A 16719-nucleotide genomic window follows, 5' to 3' on the forward strand; every position below is an offset into this window, starting at 1 on the left:
TCAGCTCTTGCTGACTTTCCTCGCAAGGTTTCCGGCCCGGCGCAGCAACTGACTAAACCGCAACCTAAGCTGCGCAAAAAAATGAGGTACAGGATAAAGCCGCACCATCCGTTTACCGTATCGTATGGCCTCCGGTGTACGGAGCGGCTTTTCCTCCCCGTCCCGCACACGCGCAACAACCCTGCCTGCTACGATATCAGGTGTGAGCATTTCATCCTTCGACAGACCGGAATCGCCAATAGAAAGACCTCTGATGTGTTCCCCGCTCCCGGTCACTTGATGCAGCCGGTGTGCAATCAGGTTCTGATTGCGCCGGAAAACAACAATATCACCCGGCTCAAGCGTCTCAAGGGTAGCCGGCTCCACTTCGAGCTGATCACCGTTTAGCAAATAAGGATACATGCTTTGCCCCCCGGCCTTGATCCGTACATGATACCCCCGCTTAAGCAGCTTTTCAGAAACAGCTACAAGATCTCCGACGGTTCTACTGACGGTGGGCTTCATGCTCGCGAATAAAGTCAATAACACCCGGTTCAGGCAGATTACCGAACTCATACACCGGGGTTTCGGAAAGCATATCGGTCACCGTCCGCAGGTGATGCTGCAGAAAATCGCGGTCAAAACCCTGCAGAATGCAGTTGCTTAGTACACGCGTTACGGCTTCTGCACTACGTAATTTTCTCAGACTATATTCCGGCGCCTGACGCAGCAGGTACACGGCATGCAGCGGCACCGAAGCAGGCACCTGCGGATACACCATGGGCGTGTTGTGGACAATCCACCGGCCTTCCTCATTTTTACGGATCAGCAGCCGGTCGTCATTAATCAGCTTGTACCCTGCCTGATACCAGGTATTGGAAATCGTGGACTTACCCACACCAGATACCCCGGTAAACACCCGGCCTTTGTCGCCGTCACAAACGGCTGAAGCATGTACAAACAACATCGGATGGCTTAAGGTCTGATAGTACAAAATCAAAGAAAGCAGCGGAAACGATACCGGAGCCACAGAGCGCTGCTCATCTTCAGGTGGAAAATTCAGCGGGTAGCACGCAAAGCGTGTGAAATGTTTATCCGTTACGGTTACAAACTGCTGATCGTCTGGACTAAAATGCTGATAGGTACGAATAACAAAACCCTCTTCATGCTTTGCAACCGACCACAGCGACTGACCGTCGAGATTTCCATCGCAGATGGACGGAAGATCATTCAGAAAGGAAAGATCACCGGGTAAAGATTCATGCACATGAATATGGACATCATGCCTTTGCTCCGGTTCAATCAGATAAGGCTGCAGGCAGTTTCCAGGCTCCCGCTGCATGCGGCCTTCCGCTGTAAGTTTATAAACCACATCCGCTACTCTAAAAAAATGCATACCCAAAAATTGATCCCGTCTTTTTGTTTTTGTTTCTTTAGTTTTAGTACCTATTGTGTTTGCGCTGCCAATATAACACCTTCCTAAACTGAAAGCCTGCTTAAATGCCCGATCTCGCTATGCTATGCCATTATTTTTTAAGACGAGGTAAAACAGATTTGTTTATATTGCGAAATTACTTAATTAGTTCAGCCTTACCTGCAACAAAACCTCCAATTTTTGAAGTATGAGCCACCCTAAAATTAGTGATATTATTAAGCAAAGGCCGAACTTTGCGTCTGAGCCCGTAAATGGTGAACGAATACTCGTGCCGGTTCGGGGGCGGATGGCCGAATTCAATACCATGCTAACCCTTAACCCTTCAGCTTCTGTACTTTGGGAAGCTATCAATGAACAGACAACTATTGAATCGCTTGTTGAAGCACTTACCAATAAGTATGAGGTAGATCGCGAAACAGCCCGTGCCGATGTAAATGAGTTTATTGATGAACTTCATACCTTTATGACAAGCGTTCCAAATTAATTTGTTCTGTTTCATTGCTGCAACCGTATGTTCGCACACCATTCTAAATTTTTCGGACGTATTTTCAGAGGCCAATCCCTATGGATTGGCCTTGTTTTTTGGGGATGCTGTACTTTCATTTTATCCACGGCAGGTTCTGTAGCATGGGGACAGGGACTACATGCTACTTCCCATCAAGCTTCCGGTTTTTGGCAAACCATCATCGCCCAAGCAGGACTTAAGGACGACGCACATCCGGCGAATAAACCTTTGGAATACAGGCCCCGTTGCTTTACGGCAACCCTCACTGCTGCCCACAGAGGAGAACATCCGCACGTAAAGCAGATTCCGAATCCGCTCCGTGAACAGCTCAACTTTGCCGGCGAAAACAGCTATCAGTCGCCCGGCGGCGGATTTATAATCTGGTACGATCTCAGCGGCGAACATGCCGTGCCGCCTCAGGATGAATCCGGAACCGGCATACCCGACTGGATTGAGCACATCGCCCTCGCTGCCGATTCCGCACAAACCTACTTCAGCAGCCTTGGCTTCCACGACCCGGTAAGCGCACAGCCCTACAACATCTACCTGCGCAACCTCGGCTTTTACGGCTTTACGAGCATTCAGGAAAGCGAGCCCTTCAGCGTAATCGACACAACTTTCGACTGGATTTCCGGCAACGATGCCGACGATCCGCAGGCCGGGGCTGCCCGCGTAACCGTTGCGCACGAGCTCTATCACGCCATTCAGTTCCGCTACAACAACTGGAGCGGTCCGACCGGCGCTACAGCCTGGCTCGAAATGGACGCCCTCAGCGCCGAGCATCAGGTCTTTCCGGAAGTCCGCGAATACCTGCACTTTATCGGAGATGACTCCATCTTCCGGCTTCCAGGTCAGGGCACGCCCGTCGCTTACGCCCATGCCACCTGGATACTGTACTTTCTGGAAGCCGTTTCCCCCGACTTCATGCGCCACGTCTGGGAACGCATTGCGCTGCAACCCGACAGCACAATGGAAGCCGCGATCGCCGCAGAACTTGAAAGCCGCGGCCTCGACTACACGACTGAAATCACCCGCCTGCATTTGTGGCATCTCGCCTCGGGGAGCTGGAGTCAGCCCGGCTTCGGCTTCGCGGATGCGGCCCGCTACCCCACTTCCTTCAAACGCAGTCAGCGCAGCACCCTGCCCGATGCCCCCTACCCGCTCTGGAACATCGCCCCAAACGCGGCAAGCTACTACGCGCTTGTACCCCAGCATTCCCCCGAGGGGACCGCGCTCGCAGCCTTCTTCGCTGACCGCCCCCAAAGCGGGTGGGGACTCATAGCCTACTTTGGTGACGGCGGGGTCGAAACCTACCTGCCCGAACGTGCGCATGGTTTGCAGCCGGTACTTGCCAACCCCGGCTGGGATTGGGGTGCCATCGAGCGGCTCGGGATGGTTGTCATCAACAGCGATCCGGCACAAACAGCCATACATCAGCTGTTATTGGGCAGTGAAGACAGCATAGAGCAGATCCGCTACGGCGATGTAACCGGCACAGGCTTCATTTCCGAATCCGATGCCCTCCGCGTACTCGAGGAAGTGAGCGGAGCCTCCGAAACTCGTCTCGGCTTTGCGCAGGCCTACGCCGCAGAAGTAAACGGCAGCGGCATCCTCTCCGCCTTCGACGCCGGACGCATCTACCGGCGCTCCTCCGGCTTCAGCATGCCCTTCCCCGCCGACCTCAACGAAACCGGCTTCGGTCCTGACCTGCCCCGCTTTTTCCCTGGCAAAGATCCTGCCGGGGCTTCGTTAACGCAGCATTCAGGGGGGGCTTTTTTATCGATGGATGGCATCACGCCCTCATCCGGCAGCGTAGATGATATTACCATCAGCCTGACCGGCGAACCACTCTACCGCGGACAGGAAGCCCAGGTTGATATTGTGGTAAGCGGACTTCCGGAACCGGCCCTGTCGGCCGAGCTTACCTTCTTTTACCCCGCCAACCTGCTGCAATTCACCGGCATCATTGCCGGGAACTCCGGTTTCGGGGAGCTGCTGCAGGCATGGCATCAGCCCGAGCCCGGCATGGTACAGCTGGCCTGGGCATCGAATCAGTTCACCGGTGACGGCCTCATCGGCAGCCTCGTTTTTCAGATTGAAGAAGCGGGCATTGCCGAAATATTTCCGGCACAGGCCATCATAAATGAAATCGAAGGTACATACGAGCTGCTGCCCTTCAGCTTCGAAGCCGACCCCAACGATCCGGTCAGCCTCCCGCCGGCAACCACCGAACAGCCGGCTTCCTTCGCCCTGCTTCCACCCTGGCCCAACCCCTTCAACCCCGGCACCAACATCCGCTTTGACCTTCCGGAAACCACGGAAGTAAGCCTACGCGTGTACGACAGCCTCGGCCGCCAAACCGCAACCCTCCTCCAAAACAGCCCGATGTCCCCCGGCACACACACCCTCAGCTGGGACGCCGGGCAGTTCGCTTCCGGTATATATATCGTAGTCCTGACCTACCAAACCCCCGCCGGACAAACCGGCCGCCTAAGCCGCACGATAACGCTGCTGAAATAGGACCTTTGTTCGCATTTCATGTGTCCGTTATATGGGGTATCAGCACCAAATTGCACGGCAACAGCCGCATGGAATGCGGGAATCATCCGCAGTTTGTTCGCGGTCATTTATACATTCGGATTGAATCGCGCATTATGCTATTTCCCCGCATCGTTCGGGCGACCCTTGTGGTCGCCTCTGAATGCTGGAATGACCCGATACCCAAAATTCGGCCCGAATATTTGAATTCGCCGTTCGTTAGCGGCCATTTATACATCCAAATCATACCGCACATTTTGCCATTTCCCCGCATCGTAGGGGCGACCCTTGTGGTCGCCCCGGATGCTGGAATGAACCCGTACACAAAATGCGACCTTAATGCCCGAATGCGCTGTTTGTTAGTGGGCATTCATTCATCCGGGTTCAATTTCACATCCGCGCATTTCCCGCATCCGGGGCGACCACGAGGGTCGCCCCTACGCGTCGACCCCAATACCGGAACAACCCCATACCTAAATTCGGCCCGAATGCGCGAATCACACGCCGTTTGTTCGCGGCCATTCATACATCCGGGTTTAAATTTCATATCTGCGCATTTCCCGCATCCGGGGCGACCACGAGGGTCGCCCCTACATTGTTTTTGATGCAATTCACCTTACGGGCCCGATTGCAAACACATGGGATTATTCCGGCATATTTAACCTGTCCTGGGCCCATTTTTCGGGGTTGGTGATGATATATCCGGAAATATGACGGTACGCCGTTTCATTGCGGATGACGTGTTCCCAATAACTGCGTTGCCACAACCGGCCGTCGAATTGCGGCCAGTTTCGGGTTTTCACGCCTTCAATATATTTTACCGTTGTGATGGATTTGAATGCTCCGACGATTTGCCCCAACTTTTTGGTACCGGGGGATTTTTCTTTTTGAAACCCGTTTTCCTGATATGGCTTTGGAACCTGGCATTCCTGCAAATCTGCGCCACCCGGCAGGCTCCAGTCCCCGTTTTCGTCTCCTTTTTCAATTTCTATGATGGCGTGAAAATGATTGGGCATGACCACAAATTCATGTAATCGGATATCCAAAAACCGCATGGGCAACTTTTCCCACTCGGCCTGTACCATGCGCCCGGCCTCGTTCAGCTCAAGTTTGTTCCGACGAATACGGGTAAACAAACACAGCCGATCCTGCACACAAAACGTCACGAAATACAAACCCGATTGTGAATAATCAAAACCCCGCAACCGGATAGATCTGCGTTTGTGATTTTTTGAATCATATCGATTCATTTTCTTTCATTTCTGACTGATGATAACTGTTTGGGTTATGTCAGGTTTGGTGCTGTTTGGATGGGATTATAATTCAACGCGCCGAAAAATACCAGCCTGATTTTTTATTCGGTATTCGTGAGCGCCAATAATTCCCAAACAACCCCATACCCAAATTTCGACCCGAATACCCGAATTCGCCGTTTTTTCGCGGCTATTCATATATCCGGATCGAATCGCGCATTTTGCCATTTCCCTGCCCCGTACGGGCGACCCTCGTGGTCGCCCCGCCCCGGATGCCGGAATGGCCTCATACCCAGAATTCGACCCGAATGCGCCGTTTGTTCGCGGTAATTCATACACCTGAATTTAATTCCGCATTCCGGCGCATTTCCCGTATCCGGGGCGACCACGAGGGTCGCCCCTACGTGTTCGTCCGAATGCCGGGGCAAACACCCGGTTTTTTTCCTGGCAATTCATACATCCAAATTTAATTCCGCATTCCGGCGCGTTTCCCGCATCGGGGGCGACCACGAGGGTCGCCCCTACGTGTCGTCGGTTCGTCCGCGTTTTTTGCCCATGTCTGCCTGCTATCCTGTATCTTGTTTTGCTTTCTTTCCATCACACGGAACCAACAAAACACGCATCACGCATCACGCATCACGAAACACGAAAACTCCGAAACCAAAACGATATCAATGTCCGGGCCTGATCTTTTTTCTTCTGCGAACCTGCCGGAGCAGGAACATTATCCCATGAATCAGCAGGGGATGGATACCCTGCGGTTTATTCGGGCAGATATTAAAGAATCGGCTGAATATGTGATTATTACCGGATATTCATCTCTGGACTTCATCGTGCAGCTGCTGGGCGGGAAGCTGGATGCGCGGGACGGAATCAAAATTGTGCTGGGGAATGAACCGGTGTTGCAACAGATCCGCAGCCGGGAGGCGCAGTACGGGCAGCACGGCATCAGCTTGCCTGAGCAGATCCGGCAGTACTGGCTCTCACAGGGGATTTCCGTTCTGCTCAACGGACCCGTGCTCCGCCTGATCGAGAAAATACGCTTCGGAAAAGTTCACTTTTTCATCCATCCCAACCTGCACGCCAAGATTTACAAGGGCGATCAGCATGTGATGGTCGGATCGAGCAATTTTTCGGCTACAGGCCTTCGGACACAGGGCGAGGCCAATGTACGGCGGAGCTGGGGTGCGGACGGCTTCGCCGAAATCGGGCAGATGGCCGACTACTACCTCAACCGCGCAGAACCCTGGAACGACGAACTCATCGCCCTGCTCGAGCAGCTGCTCCGTAACGTGAGCTGGCAGGAAGCTCTCGCCCGGGCCGTCGCCCTGATCACCGAAGGCAGCTGGATCAGCGATTTCCCCGAGCGCTGGCAGCAGCAGCAACAAACGCAGCTCTGGCCCACACAGCGGCAGGCCATCGCACAGGCGCTGTACCTGCTCGAACGACAGGGCAGCGTGCTGGTCGCCGACCCCACCGGTTCCGGCAAAACCCGCATGGGCGCGCACCTGCTCGAAGCCCTGCTCAACCGCCTCTGGTTCCGGAGCCGGCAGCGGGGCCTGCAATATCAGATCATCTGCCCGCCCCTGGTCACCGATACCTGGGTGCGCGAGCTGAGCACCCTCGAAAGCACCATAGCGGAGCCGGTTTCACACGGCATGCTCAGCAGCAACGATCCCGTGAACCGCGAAACAACCCTCGGCAAAATCAGGCGCGCCAACATTCTGGTGGTGGATGAAGCACACAACTACCTCAACAAAACCTCGACCCGCAGTCAGAATATCGTGCTGAACCGTGCCGATCACATGATGCTCTTCACCGCTACGCCCCTGAACCGCCGCGCCGACGACCTGCTGCGCCTGGTCGAAATTCTCGGGCTCGACAACCTCAGCGAGGAAGCCTGGCAAACCTACAGTGCGCTGCAAAAAAGCCGCGATCAGCGCTCGCAGCAGGCCCTCGACCGCCTGCGCACCTACGTGCATCAGTTCATGGTCCGCCGCACCAAACGCGAGCTGAACGAAGCCATCAGCCGCAACCCCGACGCCTACCGGGATGCCCATGGTGCCCTCTGCCGCTATCCCAAAAGCATTTCCAAAACGTACAAAACCGGCGAAACCGCAGACGACATCCGCCTTGCCGGTGAAATCGAGGTCCTTATGGCGAGCCTCAAAGGCATCCCCTTTCTCACCAACCTGAGCGCGGAACCCTTCGACCTCGAAAGCACCGAACGACAGGAACAGTTCCTGCAAAAACGGCTGCGTGCGGCACCGGCCCTCATGCAGTGGAACTTGCGCAACATGCTGCGCTCAAGCCGGGCGGCCCTCATCGAACACCTGCTCGGCACCAAAGCCGCCATGCGCAAATTCGGCCTGAAGGACTTTAAAAATCAAAATACCGGCAATATCCTGAAAAAAGTACGGAGTTTGCGTCAGACGCCACCGCAGCACAACCTCCGCATTGCCATACCGGACTGGATTCAGCAGCCCGACCTCTGGGCGAAAACCTGCCGGGAGGAAGCCGAAATACTCGAGCGCATAGCCGACATAGCCCTCCAAATCAGCGACAGCCGCGAAAGCCGCAAGGCACAGCAGCTCGCAGAACTGATTGACCGGCACGGCATGATGCTCGCTTTCGACTCCGCCCTCATCACCCTGCAGCTCATCAAACAGAAACTCAACGCGCTCGGCTACGCCCGCAAAAGCATGATTGTGACCGGCAGCACGGGCAAGACCAAGAAAATCCTCAAACGAAACTTCGCGCTCGATGCCAAAGACATCCAAATGGCCGCCCTGTGCAGCGATGCCCTTTCCGAAGGCGTGAACCTGCAGCGCGCCTCGGCCGTCCTCTTCCTCGACATGCCCTCCGTCATCCGCATTGCCGAACAGCGCATCGGTCGCGTGGACCGCATGGACAGCCCGCACCGCGAGGTCACCGTGTACTGGCCCGACGACGCCCCCGTGTTCCGGCTGCGCACCGACCGCAGCTTCTTCTTCCGCCATCAGCTCGTGCATGAGCTCATCGGCAGCAACATTACCCCACCGGAAAAGCTGTTAGACGAATACAGCCGCGACAGCGAAGAGACCCTCGATGCCGAAACCCTCATCCACAGCTTTGAGGAAAATCAGCGCACAGAACAATCTTGGGAAGGCTTCGAAGACGCCTTTACCCTCATCCGGCGGCTCGTTAGCGGGGAGCGGCCGCTCATCGGGGCCGACATTTTCGAACAGGCCCGGAAAGCCCCGCTCAGCGACGGTCCGTGGATCAGCATCGTCGAAACCACGCGCCCCTTCCTTTTCATGGCCGTGCGCGGGAGTCAGCAAACCGCCCCCTACTGGCTGCTGCGCCGCAAGTCCGAGAAGTCCGCCGCGGATTCCGAATCCGGAACCACACGCTCAGCCGATCCGGGCGGCTGGCTGGAGACCGAACAGGACCTGAATCAGATTGCGCCCTTCCTCCGCAAGGTGCTGCCCGAAAGCAGCCCGGCTGACTACGACCAAGCCGCGGAGCGCCTGCTGGCCGAAAACATCGCCTGGCTCGACACGCACGAACGCGAAACCCTGCCCAACAAAAAGCGCAACGCCCTCACACAGCTCGAAACCCTCGTCAAAAAATGGGACCGCATGCTCTCCAAAGGCCGGATCTCCGCTCAAGCCCGGCCCATGCCGACCGACACCGCCGCTTCAATACCTGATCCGAACCCCACTCCGGATCAGCCGACCAAGGCCGATACGCCACATACCGCCTCCCCCAAAAAGAAGCAAAAACAGACCATTATCGTTGATGAAGACTTCAGCCGACAGGTCAGAAAACTCCGGCGCCTGTTCGACCACAAGCCCGCCGCACAGGCCGCTTCCCTGCTGAAAGCCGCCTCCGGCACAGCGCCCGACACCGGTTTCAGCACGGATACGGCCCAAACCGAGCAACCCGACTGGTACGAACTCGCCAACCGCTGGCTCGACCTCGCGCAGCCGCGCCTCATCGAATGGCTCGAAAACGAGCGCCGCCGCCGCAAATACCGCGAAATCCGCCTCAGCAACATCACCCCGCACCTCACCGAAAACCCGCCCACAGCCGCACAACTCCGCACCCTCACCGAACAACTCCCCCGCGTAGAACCCGCCCGAAACCGCATCATAGCCGTCATCGCAGGCCGCCTCCCAAGGCCCCAAAAGCCGCTTATGACAGATGATTGAGATGGAGACTGAATAGTGGAAAAGGCAAAAAAAAAGCAGCTGCCTTATTCAGACAACTGCTATCAATGAAAACCATCACTCAGATTACTCTGCAGTCAAAGCCTGCCACTCTTCTGTCGATACCATGAAGATGAAAACTTCATCTTCGCCAAGTTCAAGATTTACCGGTATGATATTATTGGCACGAAGTGCTTCCATGTGCGCCGTCAGATCCTCAGGCGAAAGTGAGTATGCAGCACCTGAAGCAAGATCAACAACTACACCAAGCAGACCCCAAGAGAACAAGTTACCAACGATTGTTGTCGCAAAATCAAAGTTTCTTGTAATCTCAAATGTTACGCTCTCATAGCCGTCTCTGGTAAACTCAACCTGATGATTGCTATTTCTCTGCAAAGATAAGGTCTGAGGTGTAACACCCCGATTAACACCATTTATTGTAATTGTAGCACCAGCAGGGTTAGAGTTAAGATTTATGTCTCTTGTCGAGCCTTTAAAAATTGTGCCACAACCAATCATTGTTACAGCAAAAAATAAAATAAGTACTGAGTTAATTAGCTTCATGCTTTAGCTTACTTAAGTTAAGATTTATGGGAGTAAAAATTTACTTCAAGCCATAACTCAAAACAATAGATTAGGGAAATTTTTTTTCACATTTCCAAAACATCTAAAAGTCAATGGCTTACATATTCGACCATACATCCTCTTTTTGATCTGATCACAGCTGCACCTGCAAGCTGACCCCATAAGTAAAGCATGTCAGGGCATACACCTTCACGTCAAAACATGGATGGATATTTCTAACCTACTGCTTTTACACATTAACGCACAGGCCTAAACAGCATGCACCCTGAAACGACCTATTCCCATCGTTTTCAGCACGGTATGCTCGAGCTCATGCATGGGTTGCATTTCCGGCTTTTTCTTTTTTTGGGGGAAACTCCGTGAACATCACGGTCTTTCGTGACAGCCCGGAAGATCCCAAATCAAAGAGGGGTCCCTTGCTTTTTGGGGGAGGTAAGAAGCACCGAGCCCGGAACAAACAGGAAGCGGTTCCGCACCATCATCCGGCATACCGGATTCTCTGCGCGCCACCCGAACCAATTTCTCTTTTACACCGCAAGCTGTATATTCATAAACAGCGCCGGCGCCATCCCCATCTCTCTTCCACCTCCATCCGTGTATTAACTTTTTTGCAGCGTGCTGTTCGATACCCAAACGATTGATCTTGACCTGTCGCGGGACTACCCCGGGGTTTTTGAAACTTTGCTGCGCGATCACACGACGCAGAAAAATATATTCTGGGCTACGCACAATTACAGGGACTTAGGCGAGAGGTACAGCTTTAAGGCGCCGATTTTGCCGGAGCTGATTTCAGGGGATAAAAACCGGATCATCATCCCGAGGGTGCAGAAGGATGATTTTGCGCAGCAGGTGCGGGTGAAGGAGATGGCCGAGGTGTTTACGCCTTCCTGGGTGTGTAATGCGCAGAACAACCTGATTGATGAGGCCTGGTTCGGCAGGTCCGGAGTGTTTAACACGGAAATCATCGGGGCGGACGGGAAGCGGGGCTGGGTCACCAATCCGGAGCCGGTGTCGTTTCCGGAGGGGAAAACCTGGCTCGATTATGTGCAGGATACCCGGCTCGAAATTACTTGCGGGGAGGCGCCTTACATCACGAGCCGCTACGATACAACGACCGGCGACTTCATCAGCATAGCGGAGCGCATCGGGCTGCTGGACCGCAAGCTCCGGGTCATCAATGAAAATGTGCACAACTCTACCGATTGGCTGAAGGCCGCGCAGCTTGCCTATAAGAGCACCTACGCTTACGAATGGCAGGGCGACAGCCTGCTGATTGCCCGGGAATCCATGCTGAAAACTTTTTTTGAAAACTTCGAAGCCAAGTTCAGCCGCAAGCCTTTTGAGCGCTCGCTCAAATATATCGCCTACATCATTTCCTGGAATGTGTGGCAGATGGATGGCCTCAAAGCCGTCATTCCGGACAGTTGCGGGATTACGGAAACCGTGACCGAAAACTTTTTCGGCTAATACCACTCAACGCATCCCTTACGTTCCGGAGTTAAATTTGACTAATTTCTTCCAGTTGATTTCGCCAACAAGCTTGTATTGCAAACCATGTATTCACAACTAATTATTAATTAATATAATCCAATATTTAAAGCTATTTTGATAGATACTATATGAGCTTCAAAGACAAATCCTTTTTGTATTTATTTCAGAATTCCCAAATAGCTTATTTTTTAATCTTTTCAAGAATCGCCATTTCAATTGCTTCAAACCAATTTATTTTTTCGGCAATGAGGTTTTCTATTTGACTTACTTCATGAGGCTTAAGTTCACGACCTATGACTTCACTAGCCACAGTTTGAACATCCTCAACATTTAATGTATAGACCACTTTTTTATTCATTATCTTTTTCTTTATTTAAAAATATTTTCTCTGTGCCATCTTATGGCATTTATATCAGGCCACAAATTTTTGTTCACAGGTAATTCAATTACTTTGTTTTCTAATTGACTCATTAAGTCAAAATTCCAAACTCTTCCCATATCATTTGGTAACTCAGAAATTCGAGTAGAAGCTAATATTTTGTAATCTCTATCTAAACTTAACCAACCTACATCAAAAGTCCAATGATGAAATCTACATAGCGAAAGACCATTCCAAATATCATCTTTTCCGAATGAACTATGAGGAATAATGTGCGCGGCTTCAACTTCCCAAACATTTTTATTTGGCGCTTTTAATTTTAGCCCACAAATTGCACACTTATAACCGTAACTTTCTATCACTGCTCTCCGAAAACCCCTTTCTCTTATACTTTGCGTTGTTGTCTTTATTGAGCTCTGCTTTTTTCTAAATGGTAAATAATCTTTTGGTTTCTCGTTTATTAAAAGTTTTCTCGTTATATTTTCAACTTCATATGATATAATTGGAAGTGTATCTTTTTGCGAACTTGGAATGCCGACGATACGCAGAGCTTCGTCAAACCCTTCTTCTGTTAACATCCATTCCCTTCTGTTTGTCAATTGATATGTTTTTGAAGGCCTCGTAATCATTTTTTCTTTTGCCAAATTACTTGCTGCTCTAAACAGAAGCCTGTGCCACAGATTTGACTTTTTAACCCTGTTTTCTTTACGATATATTGTCTCCAAGTAGGCTTCTCTCTGTTCGTAACTTAGATTGAAACTATTAGCTACTTCATCAACTATATCTTCACCAACAGTAAATTCCTTTATTACACCATTGTGTTTTATAAGTGTTTCTAGAAGATGCTTTTCAACCTGATGGCGAGGTGGCATCTTATATTTTTCAAGCATTTCACCCTCGTAGCTCATTTAAATTCCTTAATTTTCAAACAATATTTTTTCCAAAGCCACTTCCAATTTACCTGCTCGTCTGGATGTATTCCCCCATAGGTATTTTTCCGTTGATCTGCGTAAGGGGGAGAAGTAAAAATTAAATCGACACAGTTTGATGGTATTTCTTTTAACACATCTTTAGAGTCGCCTAAATAAAGGTCAGCTCGTATTTCCATCTTAAAAATCAATAGTTGGTTTTGGAGTTTATTTAAATATTTGAATTAAATAATTTTATTCACGTTAGCTTCGAAAGTTTATGGAAAACCAATGATTTCTTGGCGTTAGTGTTACCACACCTTTAAACTTAAGGTAGGGAAAAAACCGGTACTATTCTGCATAAAACGCTTTTTATAAAACGGAATTCGGTTACTCACCTCGTAGGCACATCTTCACCTTCGACCTCGGCAAGCTGATCCCGAACTACGCGGATGAGGAGCTTGCCTTCAATTTCCGGGAGTTCTTTCGGGTAGATGAGGGCGGCAGCTTCATCCATGAAAAGGATGTGCGCTCGTTTCTGAACCTGATCTGCCGCGAGGATTCGGAGAGCCATTACCCTTACGCGACTTCGGAAAACCGCGAAAATTTCAGGCACTCGCTTTGGATGGTGCCGGGTGTGAAGGAGGCCAAAGCGCTGAGCAGGCTGCTGAAGGCGCATCCGGTTTTCGGGCAATTTGAAATTGTGAACGTTGCGGGCGATGGCGATGAGGAAGAGAAAAAAGAGGACGCCCTGCAAAAAGTGGAGCAGGCCATCTCCGATAAGCCGCACGAAACCTACACCATCACCCTCTCCTGCGGCAGGCTCACGACCGGCGTTTCGGTGAAAGCCTGGACCGCCGTCTTCATGCTGTCCGGCTCCTACAACACCTCGGCCTCGGCTTACATGCAGACCATCTTCCGCGTGCAGACCCCGGCGACCATCAACGGGAAGATGAAGGAGGAATGCTTTGTCTTTGATTTTGCGCCCGACCGTACCCTGAAGGTTGTAGCCGAAGCCGCTAAAATTTCATCCAAGGCCGGAACAACAAGCGATCAGGACCGGAAAATCATCGGGGATTTCCTGAATTTCTGCCCGATCATTTCGGTGCAGGGCACGCAGATGCGCAGCTACAATGTGGAGAACATGCTCGAGCAGCTCAAAAAAGTGTATATCGAGAAAGTGGTGCGCAACGGTTTTGAGGATGAATATCTCTACAATACGCACGAGCTGATGAAGCTCGATGAGGTCGAGCTGGAAGATTTCATTAAGCTGAAAAAAATCATCGGCAGCACGAAAGCGATGCCGAAGAGCGGGGATATTGACCTCAACAAGCAGGGCTTTGATAAGGAGGAGTACGAACAGTTAGAGCGGGCCAAAAAGAAGAAACAGCGGGAGCTTACCGAGGAGGAAAAAGCCCTGCTCGAAGCGGCCAAAGAGAAAAAGAAAAACCGGGATACGGCCATCTCCATCCTCAGGGGGATTTCCATCCGGATGCCGCTGCTGCTGTACGGCGCGGAGGTTTCCAATGAAGACCGGGAACTGACAATTGAGAATTTTACGGAGCTCGTTGATGATCAGTCGTGGAAGGAATTCATGCCGAAAGATGTGACCAAGAAGGTCTTCCTGAAGTTCAAAAAATACTATGATCCGGATGTGTTTCGGGCGGCGGGCAAGCGGATCCGGGCGATGGCGCGCGCGGCGGATTCGCTGAAGCCGGAAGACCGCATTGAGCGCATCACTGCCCTGTTTGCGACCTTCCGGAACCCCGATAAGGAAACCGTGCTGACCCCGTGGCGGGTCGTGAACATGCACCTCGGGGACTGCCTCGGCGGCTATGTGTTTTTGGATGAAAGCCGCGAAAAGACGCTCGTAGAGCCGCGCTTTGTTTCGCAGGGAGAGGTCACCCGCGAGGTCTTTTCACCGGAGGGCTACATTCTGGAAATCAACTCCAAATCCGGCCTCTACCCGCTCTACATGGCCTACAGCATCTTCCGGAATGAGCTGGAGAAGCGGCACCCCGGACAGGATGTGCGCACGCTGGAATTGGATCAGCTCCTCAGTGCCTGGGATAAGGTCGTGAAGGAAAACATTTTTGTGATCTGCAAAACCCCGATGGCCAAAGCCATCACCAAACGAACCCTCGTGGGCTTCAGACAGGCCGAAGTGAACACCCGCTATTTTGAAGATTTGGTCCATCAAATCACGGACAAACCGGAACAGTTTATGAAGAAAGTACAAAACGGCAAAACCTACTGGAAAGCCAACACGGAAACAACGATGACGTTTAATGCGATTGTGGGGAACCCGCCATATCAGGTTTCTGCTGAAAGCGGGAATCGGAGTATCCCCGTCTATAATCATTTTATTGATATTTCTAAGAAATTTGACCCCAAGAATCTCAGCCTCATTGTTCCGTCAAGGTGGATGTCAGGTGGATTGGGATTGTCTGATTTCAGGCAATCCATGCTTGAAGACAGGAGGATTTCCAACATCACCGATTATCCGGACTCAGGACAGATTTTTCCAGGTGTGGAAGTGAAAGGCGGGATTTGCTATTTCTTGTGGGATAATGATTTTGACGGAAAATGCAGCGTCACAACTATTCGCGGCGAGAATGTTTACGGCCCAATCAAAAGAGAGCTGAACAAATATGATATTTTAGTACGCGACAGTATCTCCGTGACAATTTTAGACAAGATATTGGCTCAGGAAGAAGAGTCCATTATCAACATCCTTTCCGTTGACAAGGAGTTTGGATGGACATCGAATTTTAAAGACTTTCAGACCAAAAAAATTGATGGTCATATCCCGCTGTATTACATAGTCAAAGGGAAAAGAAAACTGGGGTGGATTAGCAGAGAAGAAGTCACAAAAAGTGTGGAGCTTATTGATACCTGCAAAGTAATGATACCGGCTGCGGGGTCTGATGGCGGGAAAAGAATCCCGGACATCGTACTTGGCAAACCTCTGATTGCGAGTAAGCCCTCTGTCTGTACACAGTCTTACCTTTTCTTTTATGTTGACGATATGGAAAAGGCAACAAATATTGAAAAGTATCTGAAGACAAAGTTTCTGAGATTTCTGGTATCCCTCAGAAAAATGACCCAACACGCAACACGATCAACATACACCTGGGTCCCTCTCCAGAACTTCACTACCGAATCAGACATCAACTGGGATGCACCCATTCCGAAAATAGATCAGCAACTATACCAAAAATACGGCCTCAACCCGGAAGAGATTGCATTTATTGAAGGTATGATAAAGCGGATGGAATAGGGATGCGAGGTGGTTTATTGGAAATGTGTTTTGGCGTGAAACTGGACTACAGGTGTTACATAACGGCTTGGCGTTTGTGCTGCGGGGCGACCAAGCCAGAATTTAAGCAACCAGCGCTCACCCGTCAGCACGAAACGCTTGTTATAGGGTGGACTCGGAACGTGTTTTTCGTCATA

Annotated in this window: 12 protein-coding genes and 1 pseudogene; 5 read left to right on the forward strand and 8 right to left on the reverse strand. The window is 51.4% G+C overall.

Features of this window, described 5'->3' with window-relative positions; all coding sequences use genetic code 11:
- Entirely contained in the window at positions 1-504 is a 504-nt protein-coding gene (locus CYPRO_RS15970; RefSeq protein ID WP_164682865.1) for a S24 family peptidase, read from the reverse strand.
- Entirely contained in the window at positions 485-1375 is an 891-nt protein-coding gene (locus CYPRO_RS15975; protein ID WP_114985564.1) for a phosphoenolpyruvate carboxykinase (ATP), read from the reverse strand. The genes CYPRO_RS15970 and CYPRO_RS15975 overlap by 20 nt, the downstream gene beginning before the upstream one ends.
- A gap of 226 nt (positions 1376-1601) precedes the next feature.
- Here CYPRO_RS15975 and CYPRO_RS15980 point away from each other — a divergent pair, with 226 nt between their 5' ends.
- Positions 1602-1898: a PqqD family protein gene (locus CYPRO_RS15980; protein ID WP_114985565.1), complete on the forward strand. Its 297-nt coding sequence runs from the start codon at positions 1602-1604 to the stop codon at positions 1896-1898.
- A 249-nt stretch (positions 1899-2147) separates the two neighbouring features.
- On the forward strand, positions 2148-4439 hold the full coding sequence (locus CYPRO_RS15985) for a T9SS type A sorting domain-containing protein (protein ID WP_164682867.1): 2292 nt from the start codon (positions 2148-2150) through the stop codon (positions 4437-4439).
- Positions 4440-5101: 662 nt separating this feature from the next.
- Here CYPRO_RS15985 and CYPRO_RS15990 read toward each other — a convergent pair.
- Positions 5102-5593: a transposase gene (locus tag CYPRO_RS15990; RefSeq protein ID WP_240644789.1), complete on the reverse strand. Its 492-nt coding sequence runs from the start codon at positions 5591-5593 to the stop codon at positions 5102-5104.
- Positions 5594-6384: 791 nt separating this feature from the next.
- Between CYPRO_RS15990 and CYPRO_RS15995 the strand changes: the two genes are divergently transcribed.
- Entirely contained in the window at positions 6385-9903 is a 3519-nt protein-coding gene (locus CYPRO_RS15995; RefSeq protein WP_114985568.1) for an SNF2-related protein, read from the forward strand.
- Between the two features lie 84 nt (positions 9904-9987).
- On the opposite strand, the gene CYPRO_RS16000 is transcribed toward CYPRO_RS15995, so the two are convergent.
- Positions 9988-10464, reverse strand: a complete 477-nt coding sequence (locus tag CYPRO_RS16000) for a PEGA domain-containing protein (protein ID WP_114985569.1) — start codon at positions 10462-10464, stop codon at positions 9988-9990.
- A 636-nt stretch (positions 10465-11100) separates the two neighbouring features.
- On the opposite strand from CYPRO_RS16000, the gene CYPRO_RS16005 reads away from it, so the two are divergent.
- The gene (locus CYPRO_RS16005) at positions 11101-11952 is read left to right on the forward strand and encodes a restriction endonuclease subunit M (RefSeq protein ID WP_114985570.1); all 852 of its coding nucleotides are present in this window, start codon (positions 11101-11103) and stop codon (positions 11950-11952) included.
- Between the two features lie 205 nt (positions 11953-12157).
- Here the strand turns inward: CYPRO_RS16005 and CYPRO_RS16665 are convergent, their stop codons facing one another.
- From CYPRO_RS16665 to CYPRO_RS16895, 4 genes and pseudogenes are all read right to left on the reverse strand, one after another.
- Complete coding sequence (locus tag CYPRO_RS16665; protein WP_164682869.1) at positions 12158-12334, reverse strand: hypothetical protein; 177 nt, start codon at positions 12332-12334, stop codon at positions 12158-12160.
- An 11-nt stretch (positions 12335-12345) separates the two neighbouring features.
- Positions 12346-13263 (reverse strand): HNH endonuclease, encoded by a 918-nt coding sequence (locus CYPRO_RS16010; RefSeq protein ID WP_114985571.1) that lies wholly within the window; start codon positions 13261-13263, stop codon positions 12346-12348.
- Between the two features lie 44 nt (positions 13264-13307).
- Positions 13308-13463, reverse strand: a pseudogene (locus tag CYPRO_RS16015) (site-specific DNA-methyltransferase); the annotation flags it as partial.
- Positions 13464-13657: 194 nt separating this feature from the next.
- Positions 13658-13780, reverse strand: a complete 123-nt coding sequence (locus CYPRO_RS16895; protein WP_270049188.1) for a hypothetical protein — start codon at positions 13778-13780, stop codon at positions 13658-13660.
- A gap of 9 nt (positions 13781-13789) precedes the next feature.
- Here CYPRO_RS16895 and CYPRO_RS16020 point away from each other — a divergent pair, with 9 nt between their 5' ends.
- The gene (locus CYPRO_RS16020) at positions 13790-16543 is read left to right on the forward strand and encodes an Eco57I restriction-modification methylase domain-containing protein (RefSeq protein ID WP_240644790.1); all 2754 of its coding nucleotides are present in this window, start codon (positions 13790-13792) and stop codon (positions 16541-16543) included.
- The last annotated feature ends 176 nt before the right edge of the window (positions 16544-16719 follow it).

This window comes from Cyclonatronum proteinivorum (genome assembly GCF_003353065.1).
GTDB lineage: Bacteria > Bacteroidota > Rhodothermia > Balneolales > Cyclonatronaceae > Cyclonatronum > Cyclonatronum proteinivorum.